The following is a 26,554-nucleotide window of genomic DNA, read 5'->3' as shown; positions in this document are numbered from 1 at the left end:
ATTCTCCTTTTTTTATATTAATTAATTATTTATTTTTTATTACTACAGTGATTAATAAAAAATCAGTATTAATTTTTATTAACCTAATATAGCAAGCAGTACACCAGCAGCAACAGCAGAACCAATTACTCCTGATACATTAGGACCCATAGCGTGCATTAGTAGGAAGTTGTGAGGGTTAGATTCTTGTCCAACTTTGTTAGCAACCCTAGCAGCCATAGGAACAGCAGATACTCCAGCAGCACCAATAAGAGGATTAATTTTATCTTTACTAAATACATTCATTAATTTAGCAAGTAAAACACCGCCAGCAGTACCCATAGAAAATGCTACTAAACCTAATACCAATATACCAAGTGTCTCAAAACGTAAAAATTTATCAGCAGCTAATTTACTTCCAACAGATAAACCTAACATTATAGTAACAATGTTAATTAATTCATTTTGAGCAGTTTTTGATAATCTGTCAGTAACACCAGATTCTTTAATCAAGTTACCAAACATCAAAGCACCAATTAAAGGAGCAGCATCTGGTAAAAGTAAAGCAACAAGTATAATAACTACAAGAGGGAATATGATTTTCTCTCTTTTGCTAACAGGGCGTAACTGTTTCATTTCAATTTTTCTTTCATTTTCAGTAGTAAGCCATTTCATAATAGGAGGCTGAATAATAGGTACTAAAGCCATGTAAGAATAAGCAGCAACAGCAATAGCACCAAGTAAACCAGGTGAAAGTCTTGAAGCTGTAAATATAGCAGTAGGACCATCAGCACCACCAATAATACCTATAGAAGCAGCGTCTTTAAGTGAGAAATTGATAACAGGTATATAAGTTGATAAAACCATAGCACCAAGTAAAGTACCAAATATACCTATCTGAGCAGCAGCACCAAGTAAAGCAGTTTTAGGGTTAGCAATAAGCGGACCAAAATCTGTCATAGCACCAACACCAATGAATATGAATAGTGGGAATAATCCAGATTCAATACCAAAAGTATATATTTGACCCAAAAAACCACCGCTGCTTATAGTAACAGGAAGTCCATTAATAACTTCTACTATAGGCAAAGCAGCAATATTAGCGACAGGTATATTAGCAAGTATTCCACCCATACCTATAGGGATAAGAAGTAATGGTTCGAAACCTTTAGCTATAGCAAGATATACTAAAAGCAAACCCACACAAATCATTATAAGATTCTGCCATAGAGGAGCAGATTTTACTTTAATATCATTAAGTTTTGTTTGATATTTTTCTTGTTTGCTTTTTTCAGCTTTTGCTTGAGCTTCAGCTATTTCTTTTTCTGTTCTAGGGAAAAGTCCGCCAAAAGCAGTATTTCTAGCTAAAGATATAAGTGATTCTTTTATATCAATAGGCTTATATTCTTCTTTTTCTTGTGCTAAAACTACAGATGCCGTCATCAAGACAAGTGTAAATACTAAAAATATTTTTTTCATTCTTTTCACTCCTTCAAACAAGCATCTATTATCCAACAATAGCCAACTCTTGACCAGCAACTACAGCATCTCCTGGTTTAACTTTTACTTCTTTTACAACACCGCTTGCAGAAGATTTAATTTCTACTTCCATTTTCATCGCTTCTACAATTAATATAGTTGTTCCATCTTGAACTTGTGTTCCAACAGGAGCAAGTATTTTTAAAACTGTACCAGGTAAACCAGCAGTAATAGGAGTAGCAGAACCGCTAGAAGCAGGAGCAGCAGCTGATTGAGCAGCACCAGCAACTATACCATCTTTAATAGTATAATCATAACTTACACCATCAACTATAGCTTTGCCATTTTCTATTTTTACTCCATAGCTAGAACCGCCAACTGTAACAGTAACTTCATTGCTTGTAGCTTTAACGCCATCAGAAGAAGTAGGAGTATTTTTTCTAATACCAAGTTTAGCTTCGCCTTTAAGGAATTGTATACCTTTTTCTTTACAAGCAGCAGCTATAAATACGTTTTCATCAGAAAGGTCTGTTATACCAGCATCTTTTAAAGCCTGTTCAGCAGCTTTTCTGCCTTTTTTAGGGTTTCTATCATCTATATCCATAGCAAGTTCAGTTGTAGGCTGTAAACCTAATTGTTCACTAGCTATTTTTACTATTTCTGGGTCTGGAGTAGAAGGAGTTTTACCAAAATATCCTAATACCATTTTTCCATAACCATCAGCAATCTTTTTCCAATCGCCTTGCATTACATTGTTAAATGCTTGTTGGAAATAGAATTGAGATACAGGAGTTACAGAAGTACCGAAACCGCCTTTTTTAACTACTTCAGTCATAGCTTTAATAACTTCAGGGAAACGGTTCATTACATTAATATCTCTCATCATCTGAGTATTAGCTGTTAAAGCACCGCCAGGCATTGGAGCAAATGGAATCATAGGCTCAACAGTTCTACTTTCAGGTGGTAAGAAATAATCTTTCATACATTCTTTAAATACTTCTTCAGCTTCTCTGATTTTATCTATATCAATATCAAAATAGAAATCAGTACCTCTTAAAGCATGCCACATAACTATTAAGTCTGTAGAACAAGTACCGCCAGATACAGGAGCTAAAGAAACGTCTATACAATCAGCACCAGCATCTAAAGCAGCTTTATATTGTATAGCACCAATACCAGCAGTTTCATGGCTATGCATTTGTATATGTACATCTTTACCCAAAATCTTTCTAGCTTCTTTAATAGTATCATAAACTACTTGAGGAGTAGTAGTACCAGAAGCATCTTTGAAACATACTGAGTCAAAATCTACTTTATCTTTTATTTGAGTTAATACTTTTCCGTAAAATTCAGCATCATGTGCACCTTCGCAACCAGGAGGAAGAGCCATCATAGTAACACATACTTGGTGTTTTAATCCTGCTTCTTTAATACATTGTCCGCTGTAAATTAGGTTGTTTACATCATTTAATGCATCGAAGTTTCTAATAGTTGTGATACCATGTTTTTTGAAAAGCTGAGCATGAAGTTTAATCATATCTCTAGGCTGAGATTCCAAACCAACAACATTAACTCCTCTTGCCAAAGTTTGTAAATTAACATCTGGTCCAACAGTCTTTCTAAAAGTATCCATTACATCAAAAGCATTTTCATTGTTGTAAAAGAATGCACTTTGGAATGTTGCACCGCCGCCAGATTCAAAATATTTAACACCAGCTTTTACAAATGCTTCTACAGCTGGCATAAAGTCTTTGGATAATACTCTAGCACCGTAAACAGATTGAAATCCGTCCCTAAATGCTGTTACCATAAATTTTACTTCTTTTTTTGCCATATTAATTTCTCCTTATGCTTGTCCATTACTTTTTATTACTATGAACATGTGCTAAAGCTATAGCAATAGCAACCATCTTGTCATTACTCACAGATTGAACAGGTAATGCAGTTTGTTCTTCCTCTTTTTGAGGCATAACTTTATCTACTTGTGCTATAATAACACTTACTAGCTTCATTACATAAACTAATATTATCAAGAAGAGTACTACTACACCCATTCCTATAAGCATTATTTGTAAGGCTTCTATGATACTTCCGTTCATGAAATCCTCCTAATTTTATTTTGTAAACATTATACAATATTTTACACATATATACAAGTATATTTATACAAAATAAAAACTACACATCACAATATATTTGACTTTTATGGTATAGTATATATAATATCAAAAAATTTATTTGGATTTATTTAATGAGTATATCTTCTAAACCTATAGCCGTTTTTGATTCAGGATTTGGCGGTATAAGTGTTTTAAAAAAGTTATTAAATATTCTTCCTAATGAAAATTATATATATCTTGGAGATAATCATAATATACCTTATGGTGATAAGTCTAAAGAAGAAATAACTCAATTATCTATAAAGATATTAGATTTCCTTATAAAACAAAATTGTAAAATGGCTGTTATTGCTTGTAATACAATTACTGCTTCTTCTTATGATGTATTAAAAGATAAATATAATATACCAATAATAGAAATAATATCTAATGGGGTAGAGGATATTATTGACAATACTAAAAATAATAATATATCTATAATGGCAACAGAGTTTACAGTGCATTCTAATATGTATCATGATAAAATACTTGATTATAATGACAAAATAAAAGTTACTCAGGTAGCATGCCAGAAATTATGCCCTATGATAGAAAACAATTGGTATAGTTATGATGATAGGATTCTTGTTTTAGAAGAGTATGTTAAAAAAATAGATGATAATTCTGATACTTTGCTTCTTGCTTGTACGCATTATCCTTTTATAATTGATGATATAAAATCTGTGGTTAATAGAAAAAAAACTAATATAAAAAATATAATAGACCCTAGTACTAAAATAGCATTATCTATAAAAAAATATCTTATTGATAATAATTTACTTAATACTTCTGGAGGAAAATTAAAGTTTTTTACAACAGGGGATAAAAAAGATTTTAATGATTTTGTATCTAGATATATAAAAATTAATTATGAGTTAGAAAGAATAGTTTTATAAAAATTATTTATTTTTTTCTAATTTATTTTTTACAAAACTGCTTAAGATATTTAATTGTTCCGGATTTGTTTTAGAAGCTTCTAAGTTTTGGCTTTCTATCTCTTCATAAACCTCTTTTCTAAATATTTTTACATCTCTTGGAGCATTGATGCCTAATTTTATTTGGTCGCCTCTTATATCAACGAGCATAATTTCTATGTTATCGCCTATAACAATGCTTTGATTGATTTTTCTAGATAGTACAAGCATATATCAACTTTTCTCCTCTTTGTTATTATTATTTTCAGCATTGTTCTCTGACAATATTGGGTGTCTTGTGTTGTATTTATCTCCAATAACTGTGCATTGTCTTGCTTTGTGATTTTTTATATTAAAAACTATTGGAGCTATTAGATTGGCACTCATAGCTTTGAAATTATCATTTGGTATTGTTACTATTGTTAATAGATGTATATCTTCTTCTTTTTCTATTTCTAATAATTTTATATCATTATCATGAACATCAGGCTTATAATCTTTAAATACCAGAAATGGATCTATCAATATAAAACATATGTTTTTATCATCTTTAGATTGAAGTATTTTAAAAGTGCCTTCTTCGTCCATATTAAGCAAATAAAACTCATCATAGTCTTCAAATGCTAATATGCTTCCGTTAAGGTGATATAAATTGTTATCAGAAACTTCTACTTTTCCTAATATTCTAGATTCTATTTCTGGCATTAAATAATTTCCTTTAAGTTTTTATTGTTAATCGAATTATATATTATCTCATATAATCCAATAATGTTCTTCCTAATAATCTTCCTGTAGTTTGTAATGTTGCATTATGAGCATACTGCCACATATTGAAATTAACAATCTCTTCAGCATAATCAATATTTTCATTTTTAGCCAAAGCTTCATCTATTGCAAGTTTTTGGTCTTCAAAGCTATTGTAACCCATATCGAGTCTTGTTACTTTTGAAGAAGCATTAGCCTGAACAGTGAGAACATTATCTATAGCACTATCTATATATCCTAAAGCCTCACTTCCTATAGCTCTAACATCATCATTAAGCATAGCATCTCTTAAATATATCAAACTCTCAAATAAAGATTTACCAGATATAACAGCACTAGGTTCATAATTGTTTTCTGGAATGTTTCCTGCTCCTTGTCTTACTAAACCTATATCTTGTAATACAGTGCCTCCTTTTAAATCTTGTAAAAGTATTTTATGAGGAGTAGATGTTTTTAATTGTATAACTTTAGCACCTCCTCTTAAATCTCCTATAGTAGCACTAACATTTCCATTAGCATCATTTATTCTCTGAACTATAGCTTCAATATTGTCACCTTGCTTTATATTTATAACCATATCATCTATCATAATATCTTGGTTTTCTGAAGCAACATAATTGCCTGCATCAACTGTTGATATTATTTCCATATTTGTACCCCAAAAAGCATAGTTTCCAGGAGTTCCTACATTTATGTATTGACCGTTTTCTATTTCTCTGTTTTGAGCATTAGCGTCACCTTCATACATTACTGTTTGAATTATTGAACGGCCTGCTTTTTCATCATGTCCGTATAATGCTCTAAAAGGTGCAGTTTTTACACTTGTACCAGAGAATATAAACTCTCCCTTGCTTTGAGTTTTAGATATATCGTATATTCTCTCTATCATTTCTTCTACTTCCATAGCCATTTTAGCTCTGTCTTCTGCAGAGTATGTGCTGTTTGCACCTTGTACTGCTAAGTCCCTTGCTCTTGATAAGGCTTGTGTAATAGAACTCATTGAATCATGTGCTACGCTTAATCTTTCTTTACCGTCTACTATATTATTTTGATATCTATCTAATGATGATTTTCTTGTTCTGTAATAAATAGAATTGATTGTGGATGTAACATTTTCATGTGGTCTTTGTACTCTTTGACCTGTAGATAGCCTTGTTTGAGATGTTTCCATTTCACTATAATTTTTTTTAATACTGCTTATAGCTCTATTATATTGGGCTTGCTCTGTAACTCTCATATTTTTAACTCCTAATTAAAAAATATATATCATCCCAGTTTGATTTATCGTCATAATGGAAAATTCTTTTATTATTTTTTTATTTTATTGTAGAAATTTTTATTATTATTTTCTAAAAGGATGTGTACTTCGTTAAGTGTAAAGCTCTGCAAATAAAAATATAAAAAATATTTTTTATTTAAATAGTTGATATTATAGTTTTGAGTGTGTCTCTATCTATATCTTTTATCTTTATAATATCTTTTGGTTTTTCATCGTATTCATTAATTTGCTTTTCGTATATTATTACATCATGCCATTTAGATAATTTATATCCTGTGTTACAAAGCATACCACATTTTTTAAACTCAAAATAATCATGAAACTTTTCACTTGCCACATTGCCAGATGTTACTCTAGAATAGAGAGTTTTAAAACCTTGATATTTAAGTATATTAATTAATGCTAGGCAAAGCTTTTTTCCTAATCCTTTTGATTTATAATTATAATCCATATATATAGAAAGTTCTGCGTCCCATTTATACGCCTCTCTCTCCATAAAACTATGTGCGTATGCGTATCCTAATATTTTTTCATTTTCTTCATATACTAAATAGGGGTGAACTTCTATTATGTTTTTTATTCTTTTTTCAAACTCCTCTATGCTAGGAAGTGAATATTCAAATGTAATGTTTGTATCAATATAATTTGAGTATATATCTAGTATTTGTTTTGTATCTTCAGAAGTAGCAAGTCTTATTGGCATTTATTTTCCTTAAAACTATATTTTATTAAATTATAAATTATGTTAACTTTTTTGCAATCAAAAAATATTTATATAAAAAAAATTGATATTAGTCTTTAAGTATTGACAATAATTTTTAAATGAATATAATAGTCTACTATCGGACTATATGTTTTTTGTTTTTTAAGGAGCTTTGATGATAAATAGAGTAGAAGAGATGGAAAAATCTTTTTTTAAATACGTACTTCCTTCTATAGTATCAACTATGCTTGGAGGGCTTTATATAGTAGTTGATGGCTTTTTTGTTGGAAATTCTATGGGAGACAATGGGCTTACTGCAATTAATTTGGTTTATCCTATAGGAACGGTTTTGTTTGCTACGGCTGCTATGCTTGGAATGGGCGGTTCTGTTATAATGTCTACATATCTTGGGGCTGGAAATATAGAGAAGTTTAATAAGGCTAAAATTAATACATTTATTACTTTAATAATTGCAAGCATAATATTAACTCTGTTGCTTCTTTTAACAAAAAACAAATTAATTTATCAGCTTGGTGCAAGAGATATAATATTTGAGCAAGCTAATAGTTATATTACAACAATTATATTAGGCGGTACATTTCAAATTATATCTGCAGGAAGCATGCCTATAATAAGAAATTCTGGTAAAACTATACATGCTATGAGTTTTATGGGTATAGGGCTTATAACTAATATTGTATTAGATTATGTGTTTTTAATGGTCCTAAGATTAGGAACTTTTGGGGCTGCATTAGCTACAATTATAGCACAGGCAATAGTTTCTGTTATTTCTATATATTATTTGTTTATTAGAAAGAAATATAGAACAAAAATAAGATTATCAGATTTTGATTTATCTATGAGTAAAAGAGCTATTCAAATAGGTCTTTCTCCATTTGGTCTTGTAATGGCTCCTTCTCTAATAGTAATATTCAATAATTTGCAATGCATAAAATATGGCGGATATATTGGAACTAGTGCTTATTCTGTAATTAATTATATTTATGGCTCTATAATATATTTATTTGAAGGCATTGCAGAAGGGTGTCAGCCTATGATTAGTTTTTTCAAGGGTGCTAAAAGAGAAGAACTTATGAGAAAAGTATTAAAAAAAGGAATATTATTTTCTTCTATATTAGGCTCTATATTGATAATAGTAGTTCTTTTGTTTAAAAATAAACTAGGCATTATGTTTGGTGCTTCAATAGAAACAAACAACATCGTAAGTATTGCCATGCCTATAATAGCTATATCGTTTATACTTCAGCCTATGGTAAGAATTGGTACTGCTTATTTTTATTCTTCTGGAGAGAGTAAATATGCAACTTTTTTAACATACATAGACCCTTTGTTTGTAAGTCCATTATGCATAATGGTTCTTCCTATATTTTTTAAGCTTAATGGTGTATGGCTTGCAATGCCTGTAGCTCAGATTATATTAATGAGTTTGCTTTCTATAATATATTATAATACAAACATTAAGAAAACAGATTTTTATAATAACAAAGAGGTTTATAATACCAATAATTGATTTTTAAAAAAGTAGAGCAACAGTTTGCTTCTTTGATGAAGTACACACTGTGTAAGGCGGGAAAAAGTTGAATAAAACAAAAAAACAATATAAATATTTATTAATTTAGTTTTAAAACAATTATAATTTATATAAAAAATGGAGACGAATGTTATTTTTCGCCTCCACTCATAAAAAACACAATCTATATACAAATTACCATTTTTTATAAGTAACTAAAGTAGGGTCATCTACTTGTTTAGGGAAGTAGTCTTCACAAGAACCCTCTCTGTAAACGTCAGCAGTAGCACAATGCAAACCGCCTCCAAACGGATAAGCATCTCTAAATGGTACAGGTATAACATTCATTCCCAATTTATCCATTTGCTCCATTTGATAAACTTCGCTTGCTTCAACTAATACTGTTTTGTGGTCTAATACCAAACAGTTCATAGAAAGCCATACGCTTGAATAACAAAGAGGAGGAGGAGTTTCATGTGCAGGCTGAGCAGCATCAACAATCTCCCAACCATTAGCTTCAAATATTTTTCTCTGTTCAACTGGAAGTTTTCTTGTAGGGTTGTTAATTATTAAACCAGGTCTTAAAGGTACAAAAGTAGCATCAATATGTATTGGATAAGGGTCTCCAGGGAAGTTTACAGCATGTACTCTAAAGTCTGGATACTGTCTTCTTAACCATTCCATAGCTTTTCTGTTTGTAGTTAAACCATGCTGACAGAATAAATCTTTACCAACTCTCATAACATCAGCAGCATCAAAAAGTATTTCATGTTCTGTTGTAACCATATGAAGCTTAGCAGTTCTTTCAAGTAATACTTCTTCAGTAACATCTCCGTCAAAATAATGCATATCATAGCTTGCATCTCCAAGTTCTGGTCTTGGTGCAGATATCCATTTAAAATCAGGGTCTTCGTCAAAGTATTTTCTAAGTATAGGTGAATAAGCTAAGTACTCAAAATATCTTGATCTAAAAGACATAGGAGCTGCTATTATTTCATTACCAATAGTTAAAAGTACATCTCTAGGAGGCATACAGCCAAACATGCTTCCAGTCATAAAATGAGGTGTTACAACGGCTTGATTCCATTGAAGCGGAGTGGGTCTATCTACTTTTACTCCATGCTGTTCTAATATTTTACAAAGATTATCCAATTGAGCATTTGCTTTTTCTACAGTATCCAATGGTCTTGGTCCTGTCATACCTCTCATTGGGCTGTTTAGTGGTACTTTAGCTTTTGAAGCTGGTTCTGATGGTGCTATACAGCAGTTGTCAGCTCTTCCTACTATAACATGTTTTAATGGGTCAAAATCATTCCAAGAATTTACGATTTTCATATAGAAATCTCCTTAAATAGTTAATAAAAGTATAAAATGTATAATATAATGCATAATAGAAAAACTATTACACTATATTTGCTATTTTTTTGTTTTTTTTGATTATTTTAAATTGATAATATAAAAGAAATTAAGGATCACCTCAAAAAGAGGATAGAAAAAATAGAAGAATAAGAAAAAAGATTGATTAATTTGTTTTTCATTTTGTAATCCTAATACAGGAAGAAATATTATTTTTATTTCTTTAAGAAGAATTATAATTTATTTTTATATTTTGTCAAGGAAAAATTAATCAATTTTTTATTATTTTTTTATTATAAGTTTTTATATTAAAAAGTTATGAGCATAATATAAGTTTTATTATAATGCCCATAACTTTATTATTAAAAATTAAGATAATACCTCTTTCATGTTGTAGAGTTTTGGAGATTTACCAACAAGGAATTTAGCAGCTTTAATAGAGCCATGAGCAAATATTTTTTTTGACATAGCCTTATGAGTAATCTCAATAGCCTCATCATCTCCATAAAATATAACGCTATGCTCTCCAACTACGCTTCCTCCTCTCAATGAATGCATGCCTATTTCTTTTTTTTCTCTTTTGTGCGTACCGCTTCTGCCATTAACTAAATGCATTTCGTTATTCAAAGTGTTATTGATAGTGTTATATAAAGTTTTAGCTGTACCGCTTGGAGAATCTATTTTTTTATTATGATGAGTCTCTACTATCTCTATATCAAAATCATTTAATACGCTTGCAACTTTTGAAACTATCTCATTCATAAGTGTAACACCTATTGAAGTGTTTGAAGCAAGCACTATAGGAATCTTTTTTGATGCCTCATTTATTTTTTCTAATATTTTATCATCATAACCTGTAGTGCATATTACAATAGGTATATTATTTTTTACTCCATAATCAAGCATATTCTCAATTAATGAAAAATGAGAAAAGTCTACTATTACATCACCTTTTTCATTAGTAAGATTATCAGCAAAACCAGCTAACTCTAAACTATCATCTTTTTCAACTATATCTTTTAATATAGTTCCCATTGTTCCAATACCATGTATTATTATTTTAGTTGTATTCATTTTTTAATCCCATATTTGTTTATTATTTGAGCTACATACTCTCTATTTTTTTCACTTAAAGGTCCAAGAGGTGAACGACAAGGTCCAACATCAAAGCCCATTATATTCATAGCTTCTTTTACTGGTACAGGATTAACCTCTATAAACATAGCTCTCACTAAATCTATATAATGTACTTGTGCTTTTATAGATTCTTCTACTTTACTATTGAGGAAGTTCATTACCATATCATGATTTTCTTTAGGTATAATATTGCTTGTAACAGATATAACTCCTTTACCCCCCAAAGCAAGTATAGGAGTAACCATATCATCATTTCCAGAATATAAGTCCAATTTTGGAGCAATATTTGCAATATCAGCAGTATAGCTCATATCTCCGCTAGCTTCTTTAATTGCTACTATGTTAGATATTTCAGATAATTTCTTAATAACATTAAGCGGAAGTTTTACTCCTGTTCTTGAAGGCACATTATACATTATAACAGGTGCTTTTGATGCATTTGCTATTTGTGTGTAGTAGTCAATAAGTCCGCTTTCATTACCTTTATTATAATATGGTGTTACTGCCATTATAGCATCTGCTCCATATTCGCATGATTTTTGTGTGAGTTCTACTGCTGTTTTGGTGACATTAGTTCCTGTACCTGCGATAAGCATTGTTCTTTTATTTGTAACTTCTATACAGAATTTTATTACTTCTATTCTCTCTTCCCTTGTAAGTGTAGCACTTTCTGCTGTTGTTCCTGCTGCTATTATGGCATCTGTTTTATTTGCTATTTGATATTCTATAAGTTCAGCAAGTTTTTTATAATTAATCTCTCCGTCTTTTGTAAATGGTGTTATTAAAGCTACACCAGCTCCTTCGAATAATGACATAATTTTTCTCCTTTTTTATTTATTAATTGTTTTTTATTTTTTTAAATAAATCTTTTTTTAAATAACTTTCATAAACATTAGCTACCTGCATTTTTACCCCTATATTAATAGCTCTTTCATCTATATCAAACATACTATTATGAATAGGGTAGTTTATTTTTTTGTTAGCAACTCCTAAGCTAAAAAAAGCTCCGCTTATGTTTTGAAGATAATAGCTAAAATCTTCTGTTGTCATATTAGCATTTTCTTCTACAATATTTAATTTTATATTGTTAGCCGATTCTCTCACTATATCTACAGCATTGCTATGATTAATCAAAGCAGGATACGAAGGCATATTTATAAACTCTGCTTTAGCATTAAAACTAGATGCAGTGTTTTTAACAATTTTTTCTATTGCTGATAATCTCTCTTTTCTTTTTTTATCATCGCAAAGCATTCTTATAATGCCTTCCATTTTTGCAAAGTCAGCAACAATATTTCTTGCACTTCCTCCATTCATCAAACCAACATGAAGCCTCATACTTCCGTCTGTAAATGATGAAGTATAACTATGCATTTGAGTTAATATATGACTAGCTATTAATATGCTGTCTATTCCATTGTATGATTTTGCACCATGTGCAGATTTTCCATACACTTTTACATCAAACATATTTGAACTAGCATACATTGCCCCATATTTTACACCAATGTTTCCAACTTTTAATTCTGGATTAACATGAAGACCATATATTACATTAACATTTTTTAATGCATTCTTTTTTATCATTGGTAAAGCACCGCCTGTAGTCTCTTCTGCAGGCTGATATATTAGCCTTATATTGCATGGCGGCTTTATTTCAGAAAAATATTTTGCAATTCCTGTTAATATTGTAGTATGAACATCATGTCCGCAAGAATGACATTTGCCTTTATTTATTGAAGAGTATTCACATTTTTTTAAGTCTTCCATAGGCAAAGCGTCCATATCTGCTCTAAATGCCACTGTAAAACTTTTATCTTCTCCTTCTATATCTGCTATTATTCCTGTTTCTGCTACTTTTACTTTATGTTTGATATTTAAACTTTTTAGTATAGAAGAAATCTTTTTAGATGTATAAAACTCTTCAAACCCTAATTCGGGGTGTTTGTGTAAATCTCGCCTTAAATCTATTAAATATTTCTCTATAGAATTAAGCTTATCATCTAATATTAAATATTTATTTTTTTGCATACACTCATAACCTTATAATACTATGAATTAATGATATAATATGTTAACTTTTAAATATAGTATTAAGTTAATTTTTTTAATAATATTTTTATAATTTTTTAGTATTTTTTATTAGGAAATATATATTTAGAATTACTTACGTTTGGAAGACTTATAGAATTTAGAAAGTTGAAAATGAATATTTGAAGTTAAATTAATTAAGCAGGTGTTATACGATAAGTACATTTTTCACTCCTTTTAATATTTCTATATGTAGTTATTATATTCAAAAAAACATAAAAGTCAAACAAAATAATTAATTTTTTTATGTTTTTTTTATTTTATAACTATATTTTATCAGAGAATTTTTTATTCAACTTTTCTCGTAGCAAAAAGTACAAATGCTTTAGCTTTGCCAGGCAAATAACTAAAATAAAAAAAGCTAAAAATTTTCAGTATAAACATTGTTATTTCCGATATAAAGTAACACAATGATTAAAGATGTATTTTATTTTTTGTTTATAATAGTTTCAAAGACTGTAATAGATTTAATTAGATTATTCGGCAATGTTATAATATTTGGATTTTTGCTTTATTTTATTTCTTACACAACAAGAAGATTATTTGCAAAGACTTTAGGAAGCAAGGCAGAATTATATATAACAGGCTGGATAGGAACGCCAATACATGAAATCTCTCATGCTTTATTTTGTATTATATTTAGGCATAGAATTGATGATATAAAACTTTTTAATACCAAATCTGACACAATAGGTTATGTTCTTCATAGCTATGATTCTCGCAGTTGGTATCAGCAGCTTGGTAATTTTTTTATAGGCATAGCACCAATTATAGTAGGAAGTTTTATTGTTTATATACTCTTTATAGTTTTACAGCCGGAGCTTAAAGAAAATATCTTTAATATACCAAAAATTAATTATAGCAGTAAATACGGCATTTTTTCTTTTGTTTATAATGAGTTTTTTAATATATTTAATTCAATTTATTATATATCAAAAAATATAATAAATAATATTCTTCTTAATTCTTCATTAAAGCAATTAAGTTTTTGGATATTTCTTTATCTTTCAATATCAATAGCTTCTCATATGGAATTAAGTCCTGCAGATATATCGCATGCATGGAAAGGCGTTATTGTGTTATTTGCTTGTATTCTAATTATAAACACTTTTTTGATACTCATTAAAATATTGTTTAATATAGGTATACCAAAAAATGCTTTAATTTTTATAAATAATTGTATTGATGCTTATACACTTTTGTTAATATTTTCTTTTATAATATCAATGTTTAATATGCTAATTTCTTATATAATATTAACACCTATTAATTATATTAGAAATGGCTATTTACTTAATCCTTTTAGCATTAGATAATTTGTTGAAAAAAATTATAATATTAATATAATAAAACAAAAAGATATTTAAAAGAGGATACATGTATTTAGAAAACATTAACTCTATAGATGATTTAAAAAAACTTAGTGTAGAAGAGCTTCCAATTTTAGCTTCAGAGATAAGAGAGTTTTTAATAAAAAGTGTTTCAGAGACTGGCGGACACTTAGGAAGTAATTTAGGGGTTGTTGATTTAACTATAGTTTTGCATTATTTGTTTAATTCTCCTAGAGATGCTTTTATTTTTGATGTTGGGCATCAGGCTTATACTCATAAGATTCTCACAGGAAGAAAGAATAGATTTAACACTTTAAGAAAATATAAAGGTTTATCAGGCTTTCCAAAAAGAGAAGAGTCTGAACATGATATAGAAGAGACAGGGCATTCTTCAACTTCGCTTTCATTTTCTTATGGGGTAGCAAGTGCTAAAAAAATATTAGGCTATAGCGGAGAGGTGATAGCTATTATAGGTGACGGTGCTATGACAGGTGGAATGGCATTAGAAGCTATGAATAATATAGCACATACCGACAAAGACATGATAATAATATTAAACAACAATGAAATGTCTATTGGTAAAAACATAGGTGCTATTTCAAAGTTTTTAAATACAACTTTAAACGATAGCATTATTCAAGATGCATCATACAAATTAAAAAATTTAGTTTCAACACTTCCATTTGGGGATATTGCAAATGAGTTTATAGATAGAGGTAAGGGTGCTATAAGAAGTTTTGTTGCTCCTGGTATAGCATTTAGCGGTCTTGGATTTAAATATTTTGGTCCTGTAGATGGTCATAATTATGAAGAACTTATTGAAACATTTGAAAAAGTGAAATCTATACATGGTCTTAGAATTGTTCAAGTAAATACTATAAAAGGCAAGGGCTATACTATAGCAGAAGAAAACCCTACAAAGTTTCATGGCATTGCTCCTTTTGATATAGAAACAGGTGAATTAAAAAAGAAGTCATCAAAAACTTTTTCTAATCTTGCGGGAGAATGCATAGTAGATGCTGCAAAAGAAGATAAAAGGATAATTGCAATAACTGCTGCAATGGAATCTGGAACAGGGCTTAGTGAATATGCTAAACTTTTTAAAGACAGATATTTTGATGTAGGCATAGCAGAACAGCATTCTGTTACATTTGCTGTTGGTCTTGCAGAGAGCGGACTTATACCTTATGTTTATTTATATTCAACATTTTTGCAAAGGGCTTATGACCAGGTTATACATGATGTTGGCATAATGAATGCTAATGTTAAGTTTATGATTGATAGGGCTGGTTTGGTGCCAGAAGATGGAGATACTCATCAAGGTGTATATGATATTTCATTTTTAAGCATTATTCCAAACATAGTAATAATGGCTCCTGTAGCTGAAAAAGATTTTAAAGATATGTTTATAACTTCTTATAAATATAATGGTCCTACAGTGATGAGATATAATAAATCTTCTATAAGAGAATGCGATAAAACTATAATACCTGATAAGTTTGAAATTGGTAAGGCCCATATTATTAGAGAAGGCAAGAAAAATTGTATTATAAGTTATGGACAGACTTTGATTGATATTGTTGATGCTGTAGATGAAATTAATCTAGATACTACTATTATTAATTTATGCACATTAAATCCTTTAGATGAAAAGACTATAATTAATATTGCTAAAAAATCAGATAATATTTTAATAATTGAAGAGAGCGTAAAAAGGGGCGGAGTAGGTTCTGCAATATTAAATATTATTTCAGACAACGAAATATATAATAAAAAAACAAAAATACATGCTCTTCCAAATAAGTTTTTTGAAACTGCTACTAGAGATGAGTTGCTTAATATTTATAAATTAAATAAAGAAGGCATAAAAGAAATAATAAATAATTTTTTTAATTAATTTATAAATATTTAATTACTTAAAAAACATATAACTTTCTAATACAAAAAACTATATATAGTAACTTGATTTTTTTTATATACTCCTATATACTTAAAAGTTAACAAATAAATTTCTATTATATTTAAAAAGTGAGATTGATATGAATGAAAGTAAAGAAATAAAAATTGCAATTGCAGGTTATGGTAATGTTGGAAAGGGTACTTTAAAAACTATTATAACGAATAATAAAAGCATAGAGAGAAGAAGCGGATTTAAATTAATAGTAAAAACAGTATTTAGCAGAAACATAAAAGAAAAACATGATGAATACCTTGATACTGTAGAAAATAAAACAGAAGATTTAAATGATATATTAAATGACAATGAAATAGATATTATAGTAGAAGTTCTTGGAGGAATGACTACAGCAAAAGAATTAATACTAAAATCCACTAAGCCTATTGTTACTGCAAATAAAGCATTATTAGCTAATAGTCTTGAAGAGTTAATAAAAGACAGAAAATCAGATATTGAATTTGAGGCATCTGTTGCGGGTGCTATTCCTATAATAAGAGCAATGAAAGAAAGTTTAACTGCGGATAATATAGAATCTATTTCTGGTATATTAAATGGTACTTGTAACTATATACTTACTAATATGACTAAACAAAAGATAGATTTTAATGTTGTTCTTAAAGAGGCACAAGATAAAGGATATGCTGAGGCTGACCCTACATTTGATATAGATGGTATAGATACAGCACATAAAATATGTATTTTGGCATCTATGGCTTTTTGTAATATCATCAATATGAAAGATATTTATATTAGAGGAATAAGAAATATTTTATTAGATGATATTATATTTGCTATGGGGTTAGGATATACTGTTAAGCTTGTTGCTGATGCTAGCATAGATAAAGATAATAATTTATATGTTTATGTTATACCTAGTTTTATAAAAGATAGAAATTTTTTAGCTAGAACAAGTTATAGTTTTAATGCTATTAAAATTACTAGCGATATTGCTGGAGATAATGTATTTTATGGAGTAGGTGCTGGCGGAATTAATACTAGCAGTGCTATAGTTTCAGATATTATATCTATTGCTAAAAACAAAGCCATTAGCAATGAACTTTTCTCTCCAATTTTAGGATTTAGCAATTATAACAATGATTTAGTAATAAAAGATTTTAGAGATAAAGAAGAAGATTTCTATGTAAGATTTAAATCTTTAAAAAACAAAATAGATTCATTTGTTAATGCTTTTAATAATAGTTCTATTAATGTTGATAAAACTCTCAATAAAGATAATAATATGATGTTCATATTAAGAAAGACTACTATTAATAATATACTTAATTCTATAAAAACTGTTGAGGATATAGAAAATATATTTATAGCAAAAATAAAACATTAATTATTTAGTAGATAAAACTTTTAAGCTATTTAAGAATTCTTTATTGTATTTTATTTCTATATCTATATTTTTTTTAGTTATAGGGTGTATAAAATGTATTTCTTTAGCTATTAGAGCAAAGCTTTTTATATTATAAAGTTTGGCATTTTTAGAATATATTTTATCGCCTATTATAGGATTTCCTAAATAAGATAAATGCACTCTTATTTGATGGGTCCTTCCTGTAATTGGTTTAAGCTCTAAGAGAGAATGGAGTTTAAACTTTTTTAATACTTTATAATGTGTTATGGCTATTTCTCCGCCTTTTTTTACTGCTATTCTTTTGTTTGGATTTTTTGTGTCTTTTGCTATTTGTATATCTATAGTACCTTTTATATTTTTGGGTACTCCTTCAACTATTGCATGATATACTTTATTGATTTCCCTATTTTTGAATGCATTTTCAAAATATGTTTTTGTGTTATTATCTTTGGCAAGTATAAGTATTCCAGAAGTATATTTATCTAGTCTATGCACTAAAAAAAGTTCTTTTATGTTTGGATAATCTTTTTTTATTGTATCTATTAATGAATCATCTACTTCTATGCCGGATTCTTTATTAATTATCAAAAAATATTCATCTTCATAAATAATGTTAATCATTTTTTTATTATAAAATATATAATACATATTACAAGATGTTTTATAAGTGATTATATAAATAAAATATTTTTTTAATATTATGTTTATTTTCCGATAATTATAATAGTATATAATGGATAAGTGTATTATGAAAAAAGTAATTGTATTGATTTTAATTAATGTATCAATTTTATTTTCACAAGTCAGCAATGATTTAATGCAAAGTATATATGACAACAACATAGAAGAAGTAAAAAATATAGTAAGAGATGGGTATAATTTAGATATATTTGATTCTAAATATAATATGACACCTTTAATGTATGCTGCTAAAAATGGAAATATTGAAATTGTGAGAGAGCTTCTTAATTTTGGAGCGAAAGATATTGATATGGCTTTTTATATTTCATGCATGGAAGGGTATTGGGATATAGCTAAAGAATTAAATAATGCTGGTGCTAGTAATTATAATATTGCTGTTAGTTATGCTGCCTTTGGGGGAAAATTAGATATAGTTAAAGAGCTTATTAATATGGGGGCAAAAGATATTAATAGTGCTTTGGTGAGTGCATGCGAGGGCGGAGATATTGATACCATAAATTATTTAATAGAGATGGGAGCTAATGTTAATGCTGAAACTCTTTTATTTGTATATAGAAATTATGAAGGGGCTATAAGGAAATCGCCTTTATCAGCATCAAAAGATTTAAACATAACAAAAAGATTAATAGAGGCAGGAGCTACTAATTTAAATGACGCTTTAATTTATAATGCAAAAAATAATAATACTAATATGGTATTTAATTTAATAGAATTAGGTGCTGATATTAACTCTTATGAAACTAATAATGGTAAAAGTGTTTTAATGTATTCAATAGAAAGAGAAGATGCTAATTTAGACAACATAAAAAAATTAATAGAGTTAGGAGCAGATGTTCAAGCTAGAGACAGAAATGGAAATAGTGTTTTAATACGTTCTGTAATGTATCAATATGAGAAAAAGGTAGAAGAGTACAATAAAACAATTTACAAAACATTCGGTACAGATATTAATATTATAGAAGAGCTATTAAAGGCAGGAGCAAATCCTACAGATAGAAATAATTATGATAACACTGCATACAGACTTGCAGCAAGAAAAAAAAGAAAAGATGTAATAGAGTTATTTGACTCTTATATTGAAAAGAAGCAGTAATAAATAGTAAAATACAGGAAATACTTAATGATAAAAACTATTGCAGAAAATTATAATATATTAGAAATAACAACAAGAATATTAGTGGCCTATATAGTAGGTGCTTTAATAGGGTGGGAGAGGGCTCAGCATAAAAAACCTATAGGAAGCAGAACTACAAGTATTGTATGCATGGGGGCTGCTATATTATCTTGTTATGAAGAAGTATTTGCTAAAAGTATATTAATACAAAATAGTCAATTAATGGAGATAGGAAGCAAATTATTATATTCTATGCCTGATTACAGCAGAATTACAGCACAAATTGTTTCTGGTATTGGTTTTTTAGGTGCTGGTATGATTATACAAAACAGAGGTAAATTACATGGAATAACTACTGCTGCTATTGTTTGGGTTACTGCTTGTTTGGGTATAGTTATAGGTTCTGGAGAATGGGTGCTTTCTGCTATTGGGTGTTTTTGTATATTTTTAAGTACATCAATTTATAGAGTGCCTTATTTTCTAGCTCATAAAAATCATTCTGTTATATATTTAATAGAATACAATAATAAAATTGATATTGAAAGCGAGATAGATAAATTTGGTATAAAAATTATGAGATTTCAGATTGTAGGTTGGAAAGAAAATAAAATCCAAAAAGATGAAAATGAACTTCCAAATATAATAGGCAAAATACATATATTTGTGCCTAATTTAGATTATGACAATATAGAAAAAATTTTTATTAATTCCAATATAAAGCCTAATAAAAAAATTACGTTATATGAATGAAAAAGTAGATTTAAATAGTTTATAAATATATATTATTTTTTATAGCTTTTATTTATAAAAACATTAAACTAAATATGCTATTTAAATTTTATTCTATTAATCTTTAGGGAGTAATTTTATAGGGTCTAAAGCTCTTCCTCTATATGATATCTTGAAATATAACTCACTTTTATCAACTAAACCAGTATCGCCTATATCTCCTATATAATCGCCTTTATTTACAATGTCTCCTAATTTTACCGCTATTTTAGACAAATGAGCATAAGAAGTTGTAAAGCCATTTTTATGTTTTATTATAACCACTTTTCCAAAACCTCTAATATCATTAGCATATTCTATAATACCATAATCTGAAGCTGATACTTTATCTCCAATGTTTCCTAATATATTTATTCCTCTATTTGCAAGCTTATATGTATCAACGCCATATCTAGCAACTATTATACCCCTATAAGGCCATTGAAATGAAGAATCTGGTATAGTTTCATCAGCATATTCTGTTTTTATACTTTCTATTTTTAAATTAGCTCCAATCTGTAAAGTGTATTTACTTGCATCTTTTATGTTGTTTATCTCTAATAATTTTTTTAACTCCATTTTATTGTTTCTTGCTATGGAATATAATGTATCTCCCTTTTGAACTTTATAATTAGAAACAACAACTTTATTAACCTTTTCTCTTTCTCCATATACTTTTAATACATCGCCTGCTTTTAATACATAATTGTCGCTTAAGCCATTTAATGAATAAAGCTCTACTAAGTCCATTTTTTTAGCAACTGCTATTTCACTTAATGTATCTCCGCTTTTTACTTTATAGCTTTCTATTTTTATATAATCAGATTTTTCTATAGAATTACTGTCAAGCTTAACAGATATTTTATCATATACTTTTATATTGTCTCCAATTTTCAATACATAATCTCTTTTTAATGAATTTAATTTTAATAAATCATCTAAAGACATAGAATTATTTATAGCTATAGCACCAAGAGTGTCTCCTCTTTTTACTTTATATATCTTGGTTGTTCTTGAAGAATCTACTTTATTTTGTATTTTTGATTGTATTTTTAATGTTTCTCCCACCTTAAGTTTATATGCTATAGGGTCTGATATATTATTTATTTTTAAAAACTCATTAACAGATATATCATTTTCAAAAGCAATTCCGTATAGAGTATCCCCATTTTTTACTTTATAATCTATATAGTTATTATTTTTTTCTGTATTTATATTCTCTTTTATTTCTTCAACATCTTTATTTTCTACTCTTTCAATATTAGAGTCATTATTATTTTTTATTTTTAGAGTTTCACCAACTTTAAGATTATATTTATTGGGGTCATCTATCTTATTAAGTTTCAAAAACTCATTAGCAGTCATATCATGAGAGAATGCTATACCGTAAAGAGTATCTCCATTTTTTACTTTGTATTCTGTGTAATTATTTATTGGTTCTTTTATTTCTTCTATTTTTTCTATATTATCAGTAGTAACTTCTTCTTTTGATATGTTTGAAGTGTTGGCTACTTTTAATATTTGTCCCTTTCTTAATTGGTATTTATTAAAGTCTTCTATATTGTTTACAGAACAAAACTCACTAGCACTCATTCCATGAGAAAACGCTATACCAAGTACAGTGTCACCATCTTTTACTTGATAATCTATATATTTATTTTGCTCTATTTCTTTTTTGATATTTTCTACATTACGATTTACTTCTTCTTTTTTTATCTCTTCTGCATTTGAAACATTAGCTACTTTTAATATTTCACCTTTCTTTAATTGATATTTATTAAAATCCTCTATATTGTTTATAGCACAAAACTCACTTGCAGTCATACCATGAGAGAATGCTATACCAAGTACAGTGTCTCCGTCTTTTACTTTATAATCTGTATAAGACTTTTTTTTCTCTGGTTTAAGTCCATAAGATTTAGCCTTAGCATCATATACCAAATCATATCCTTTCTCTTTTACCTTTAGAGTTTCACCAACTTTAAGATTATATTTGTCTGGGTCTTTTATTTTGTTGAGTTTTAAAAACTCGCTTGCTGTCATATCATGTGCAAAAGCAATGCCGTATAATGTATCACCATTTTCTACTTTATAATCTATATAATTTACGGCAAAAGAAAAACTATAAAAAAATGATGCAAAAAAGGATATAAAAAGAATTTTTTTCATAAAACTGCCTAATTATCTAATTTAGTTATCTATTTCAAAACTTTCTTCTAGAGGAGGGTCAGAAGCTAGCACCACAACATTAGCTTCTTTAATACTAGACATAGGAGAGCCTTTTTTCATTTTAGCAACAAACTCTTCTATTTCATTTTTTGTTTTTATATATGCCTCTATTTCAACTGAACCATCATAATTATTCCAAACTTTTCCTACTATATTCATAGCATCTGCTGTTTGTTTAGCATAGTATCTGAAACCTACGCCTTGAACTCTGCCTTTTAATAAAATATTTACTCTAAACATATTTATTTTATCGGATATTATATAATTATTTTTATTTTTTATTTTTGTTAAAATATTAACTAAATATTTTAATTATTTATATTTATGTTATGATATTTCATTATGAAACTTAATAGCAAACAGCAAGAAATAATAGATTTATTTTTGAATGAAGGAATTTGTTTTGTTAGTGCATCTGCAGGAACTGGTAAAACAACTACAATTACAGAAGCATACTTAAAATTATTAGAAAATAAAAAACAAAAAGTCTCTAATATAGTTGTTATTACTTTTACTAAAGCAGCTGCTAATGAAATGTTAATTAGAATAAGAAGAAAAATAAGAGAAAAAATTAACGAAGGAAAAGATACAGACTATTGGAAAGATATTTATAAAGAAATATTAACCAATGCTAAAATATCTACTATACATTCGTTTGCTAATTCTATTGTTAAAGAATATTCTATTTATCTTAATATGCCTCCAAAAATAACAATACTTGAAGAGAATAATGATTTTTATGAAGTAATACATAATAAGATTTTAGAGTTATTAAATGATAATGAGTTTTCAGAAGAGATTAGAAAAAATTATAGAATATTTACAGATGAATCTAAAGATAAATTTATAAATGATATATTTAATTTTCTAATAAAAATAAAACCAAGGTTAGAAAATATAAAAACATTTGAAGAAGAAGCTAATAAGATTTTAGAGATAGAACTTTATGATAATGCTTATAATGAGATGTTTAAAACTATAAATTATTTAATAGAAAATAAACCTGAAAAGACTGAAGGCATTACTATAAAAAATATACTAGATTCTATTAATGAGTCAATAGATATTATAAAAAAATCAAAAGATATTAAAAACATAGAAAATTTATATTATGATATATTAAACTCTTTAGATAATATAAAAAACAAGAGAAAGCTTGGAAAAACTAAGTACACTGATTTTAAAACAGCTTTTGATGAATTAAAAGATATTCTTATACCAAATTTTGAAAAGTATATAAAAATACAAAAAAATAAAAATCTATATATATCACTCATTAATTTCATAAAAGAAGCCTATAATAAATTTGAAAACACTAAAAGAGAAATGGGAGTATATTCCCATGAAGATATGATTTCAAAAGCTATAGAAGCATTAGAAAATAATACAATAAACAAAGAAATAAGAGATAATATTAATACCGTAATATTAGATGAAGCTCAAGATACAAGCAAACTTCAATTTTCTTTTATCAATTTAATAGTATTTGGAAATAGAGAAATTACAAAAGAAACTACCATAAAAGATAAAAAAATACTTATAGTTGGTGACAGAAAACAATCTATATATAGATTTAGAAATGCAGATTTAAATGTATTTAGAAATGCTCAAAATATTTTTGAAGATTATGTGAGATATTTGCAAGATAATTACAGAAGTAAAGAAATGCTTATAAACTTCTTTAATGACATTTTTGAAAACACAATATTTAAAGATGATACTATAAAATATAAAAAAGATGATAATTTAATCTCAGGACAAAATGATAATACAAAAAATAAATTAGTTTCCTTATTAGTTTTTAATAATAATATTGATGATGATATAAAATTAAACAGTGATTCTAAAACCATATTGGAAGCGTATGCCATAGCAAAGTTCATAAAAACAAATTTGAAAAATGATTATAAAAATACAGCGATACTTCTTCAAACATTTAGCAGATTAAATATTTATTTATCAGTATTTGCCGAAGAAAAAATACCTTATTATGTTGATGGCGGAAATGGATTTTACGACAGAGTTGAAATATCTAATTTAATAATATGTCTTAAGTATTTAGTTTTAAAAGATTATTCACTATTACAAAGTTTACTAATGTCTGAATTATTTGATATAAAGATTGCCAATTTATATGATTTCTCAATAGATTTAAAACTAAATGGAAATTACAATTTATATGATTATTTTTCACTTAATGATTGCAAAGAAAAAACTTTAGAAATAGCAAAGGAAAAAAAATATTATGATGAATTAAAAAAAGCAAAAGAGTTATTAAATAATATAGAATTAAAAATAAGTACAATGTCTTCTTATGATGCAATAGAGACAATATGTGTTGATACAAATTATTATAATTATTTGATGCTTAAAGAAGATGCAGAAATATCTTATGCTAATATAGAAAAATTAAAAAAACTAGCTTATGATTTTGAAAATAGAGCTGGGGTTAACATTTATGATTTTGTTATAAGTTTAGATATGAATGCTAAAGATATTTCTTATGCTACAATACCAAAATTATCAGTTGATGCTATTAGAATAATGACTATACATAAATCTAAGGGGTTGGAGTTTAATAATGTCTTTTTAGCAGGAGCTGGACATTATAGAACTGCTCAAAACAATATGTTTGATTTTGTTGAAAACTTTCCATATATAGAGATTCCTATACATGGAGAAATAGAAGAAAAATTAAAATTCTTTTCTAAAGATGATAATTATAATTCTTTAGCAGATAAGTCTGAAAAAAAGCGGCTTTTATATGTTGCTTTAACAAGAGCAAAAGAAAGATTAATAATATCTGGTGAGGATAGATATAAAAGGTTTGATGACCCTAAATCGTATAGAAATTATATAGAGGCTTATCATCATTTTAATATAGAAGATTCTGTAAATAATACAACAGATGATTTAATTTATATTGATGATAATACTAATGAGTTTATGGATTATTACTCATATGGAATATCAAAAAATACTAATTATGATTTAAATGAATTATATATTAATAATTTAGAAAAAATAAATAAAAAAATAGATTCTATAAATATTAATGATACTATAAGCGAAAAAACAAAAAAAATAGAATATGTTAATCCTTCAGAAGTATTTGAAATGGATTTTGATAAAAATATTATTAGCAGATTATTAAATAAAAATATTTCTATTTCTTTAAATGATGATAAAAATTTTGATTTAGAAAATCTTGAAACAATAAAAGCAATAGATATGGGTATTTTAATGCATAACTTGCTTGAGCATTTTAATTTTGATGAATATAAATTGCATAAAGAGAGTTATATAGAAAAAATAAAAAATGACACCATAAAACAAAATAAACATTATGATGAAAAAGATTTAAGAAAAAAGCTAGATAAATATTTTTCAAACTTTATAAACAATAAGCATATAGCAAATATTATAAATGGAGAAGAATTAATAGTTTCAAGGGAACATAAGTTTCAAGAGAGAAAACTAATTGAAAATAGAACTCAAATTATTAATGCCAAAATAGATATAATTACAAAAAACATAAGCGAAGAATATTTTATTTTAGATTATAAAACCACAAAATATTCTAAAGAAAAAGAAGATAAATATAAAACACAGCTTGAAATGTATAGAGATATTGTAAAAAAAACATTTAATATAGATAGTGAAATATATATAGATTTAATATTTTTAGGATAAAAGG

21 protein-coding genes and 1 pseudogene are annotated in these 26,554 nt (G+C 27.5%); 8 read left to right on the top strand and 14 right to left on the bottom strand.

All coding sequences use genetic code 11. The features are described 5' to 3' along the window. Nucleotides 1–78: 78 nt before the first annotated feature. Genes BPP43_RS02680 through BPP43_RS02670 form a run of 3 tightly spaced genes read right to left on the bottom strand, consistent with a single transcriptional unit; the run spans nt 79 to nt 3,557 of the window. Complete coding sequence (locus BPP43_RS02680; RefSeq protein ID WP_015274088.1) at nt 79–1,458, bottom strand: sodium ion-translocating decarboxylase subunit beta; 1,380 nt, start codon at nt 1,456–1,458, stop codon at nt 79–81. Between the two features lie 28 nt (nt 1,459–1,486). Beyond that, nucleotides 1,487–3,292, bottom strand: coding sequence for a biotin/lipoyl-containing protein (locus tag BPP43_RS02675; RefSeq protein WP_015274087.1), 1,806 nt, complete (start codon nt 3,290–3,292; stop codon nt 1,487–1,489). 25 nt (nt 3,293–3,317) lie between these two features. After that, a complete protein-coding gene (locus BPP43_RS02670) occupies nt 3,318–3,557 on the bottom strand; it encodes an OadG family protein (protein WP_013243009.1) in 240 nt (79 codons plus the stop codon). 152 nt (nt 3,558–3,709) lie between these two features. On the opposite strand from BPP43_RS02670, the gene murI reads away from it, so the two are divergent. Next, a complete protein-coding gene (murI, locus tag BPP43_RS02665; RefSeq protein WP_015274086.1) occupies nt 3,710–4,513 on the top strand; it encodes a glutamate racemase in 804 nt (267 codons plus the stop codon). A 3-nt stretch (nt 4,514–4,516) separates the two neighbouring features. Here the strand turns inward: murI and csrA are convergent, their stop codons facing one another. From csrA to BPP43_RS02645, 4 genes are all read right to left on the bottom strand, one after another. Then, nucleotides 4,517–4,762, bottom strand: coding sequence for a carbon storage regulator CsrA (gene csrA / locus BPP43_RS02660; protein ID WP_014933220.1), 246 nt, complete (start codon nt 4,760–4,762; stop codon nt 4,517–4,519). Between the two features lie 3 nt (nt 4,763–4,765). Continuing rightward, nucleotides 4,766–5,236 (bottom strand): flagellar assembly protein FliW, encoded by a 471-nt coding sequence (gene fliW / locus BPP43_RS02655; RefSeq protein ID WP_013243012.1) that lies wholly within the window; start codon nt 5,234–5,236, stop codon nt 4,766–4,768. Nucleotides 5,237–5,279: 43 nt separating this feature from the next. Continuing rightward, nucleotides 5,280–6,533, bottom strand: coding sequence for a flagellar hook-associated protein 3 (locus BPP43_RS02650; protein ID WP_015274085.1), 1,254 nt, complete (start codon nt 6,531–6,533; stop codon nt 5,280–5,282). A gap of 178 nt (nt 6,534–6,711) precedes the next feature. Then, the gene (locus BPP43_RS02645) at nt 6,712–7,278 is read right to left on the bottom strand and encodes a GNAT family N-acetyltransferase (RefSeq protein WP_015274084.1); all 567 of its coding nucleotides are present in this window, start codon (nt 7,276–7,278) and stop codon (nt 6,712–6,714) included. Nucleotides 7,279–7,453: 175 nt separating this feature from the next. On the opposite strand from BPP43_RS02645, the gene BPP43_RS02640 reads away from it, so the two are divergent. Then, nucleotides 7,454–8,809 carry an MATE family efflux transporter gene (locus BPP43_RS02640; protein WP_015274083.1) on the top strand — a complete coding sequence of 452 codons (1,356 nt, stop codon included), beginning with the start codon at nt 7,454–7,456 and terminating at the stop codon, nt 8,807–8,809. A 195-nt stretch (nt 8,810–9,004) separates the two neighbouring features. On the opposite strand, the gene BPP43_RS02635 is transcribed toward BPP43_RS02640, so the two are convergent. From BPP43_RS02635 to BPP43_RS02620, 4 genes are all read right to left on the bottom strand, one after another. After that, on the bottom strand, nt 9,005–10,144 hold the full coding sequence (locus BPP43_RS02635; RefSeq protein ID WP_013243019.1) for a serine/threonine protein kinase: 1,140 nt from the start codon (nt 10,142–10,144) through the stop codon (nt 9,005–9,007). Nucleotides 10,145–10,534: 390 nt separating this feature from the next. Continuing rightward, a complete protein-coding gene (dapB, locus tag BPP43_RS02630) occupies nt 10,535–11,239 on the bottom strand; it encodes a 4-hydroxy-tetrahydrodipicolinate reductase (RefSeq protein ID WP_015274082.1) in 705 nt (234 codons plus the stop codon). Continuing rightward, nucleotides 11,236–12,117: a 4-hydroxy-tetrahydrodipicolinate synthase gene (dapA, locus tag BPP43_RS02625; protein WP_015274081.1), complete on the bottom strand. Its 882-nt coding sequence runs from the start codon at nt 12,115–12,117 to the stop codon at nt 11,236–11,238. Before dapA ends, dapB begins: the two co-directional genes overlap by 4 nt. A 22-nt stretch (nt 12,118–12,139) precedes the next feature. After that, a complete protein-coding gene (locus tag BPP43_RS02620; RefSeq protein WP_015274080.1) occupies nt 12,140–13,333 on the bottom strand; it encodes a M20 metallopeptidase family protein in 1,194 nt (397 codons plus the stop codon). 470 nt (nt 13,334–13,803) lie between these two features. On the opposite strand from BPP43_RS02620, the gene BPP43_RS02615 reads away from it, so the two are divergent. The 3 genes from BPP43_RS02615 to BPP43_RS02605 all read left to right on the top strand — a co-directional run bounded on the left by BPP43_RS02615 (nt 13,804) and on the right by BPP43_RS02605 (nt 18,023). Beyond that, nucleotides 13,804–14,709, top strand: a complete 906-nt coding sequence (locus BPP43_RS02615) for a hypothetical protein (RefSeq protein WP_015274079.1) — start codon at nt 13,804–13,806, stop codon at nt 14,707–14,709. Nucleotides 14,710–14,770: 61 nt separating this feature from the next. Beyond that, the gene (dxs, locus tag BPP43_RS02610) at nt 14,771–16,621 is read left to right on the top strand and encodes a 1-deoxy-D-xylulose-5-phosphate synthase (RefSeq protein ID WP_015274078.1); all 1,851 of its coding nucleotides are present in this window, start codon (nt 14,771–14,773) and stop codon (nt 16,619–16,621) included. 142 nt (nt 16,622–16,763) lie between these two features. Then, nucleotides 16,764–18,023, top strand: coding sequence for a homoserine dehydrogenase (locus tag BPP43_RS02605; protein WP_013243025.1), 1,260 nt, complete (start codon nt 16,764–16,766; stop codon nt 18,021–18,023). Here the strand turns inward: BPP43_RS02605 and BPP43_RS02600 are convergent, their stop codons facing one another. Then, nucleotides 18,024–18,692, bottom strand: a complete 669-nt coding sequence (locus tag BPP43_RS02600) for an RluA family pseudouridine synthase (RefSeq protein ID WP_014935985.1) — start codon at nt 18,690–18,692, stop codon at nt 18,024–18,026. It abuts the gene before it with no gap. A 100-nt stretch (nt 18,693–18,792) separates the two neighbouring features. On the opposite strand from BPP43_RS02600, the gene BPP43_RS02595 reads away from it, so the two are divergent. After that, a complete protein-coding gene (locus BPP43_RS02595) occupies nt 18,793–19,839 on the top strand; it encodes an ankyrin repeat domain-containing protein (protein ID WP_015274077.1) in 1,047 nt (348 codons plus the stop codon). A 27-nt stretch (nt 19,840–19,866) separates the two neighbouring features. Further along, nucleotides 19,867–20,635 (top strand): annotated as a pseudogene (locus BPP43_RS02590) (MgtC/SapB family protein). Between the two features lie 71 nt (nt 20,636–20,706). On the opposite strand, the gene BPP43_RS02585 reads toward BPP43_RS02590, so the two are convergent. Together BPP43_RS02585 and BPP43_RS02580 are read right to left on the bottom strand one after the other, a co-directional pair. Further along, the gene (locus tag BPP43_RS02585; RefSeq protein ID WP_015274075.1) at nt 20,707–22,797 is read right to left on the bottom strand and encodes a LysM peptidoglycan-binding domain-containing protein; all 2,091 of its coding nucleotides are present in this window, start codon (nt 22,795–22,797) and stop codon (nt 20,707–20,709) included. A gap of 21 nt (nt 22,798–22,818) precedes the next feature. Beyond that, entirely contained in the window at nt 22,819–23,097 is a 279-nt protein-coding gene (locus BPP43_RS02580; protein ID WP_015274074.1) for an acylphosphatase, read from the bottom strand. 102 nt (nt 23,098–23,199) lie between these two features. Here BPP43_RS02580 and BPP43_RS02575 point away from each other — a divergent pair, with 102 nt between their 5' ends. Then, nucleotides 23,200–26,550, top strand: coding sequence for a UvrD-helicase domain-containing protein (locus BPP43_RS02575; RefSeq protein WP_015274073.1), 3,351 nt, complete (start codon nt 23,200–23,202; stop codon nt 26,548–26,550). Nucleotides 26,551–26,554 lie beyond the last annotated feature (4 nt).

Origin of the sequence: Brachyspira pilosicoli P43/6/78 (assembly GCF_000325665.1) — a bacterium.
Lineage (GTDB): Bacteria > Spirochaetota > Brachyspiria > Brachyspirales > Brachyspiraceae > Brachyspira > Brachyspira pilosicoli.
This window is presented reverse-complemented; position numbering and strand designations above follow the sequence as displayed.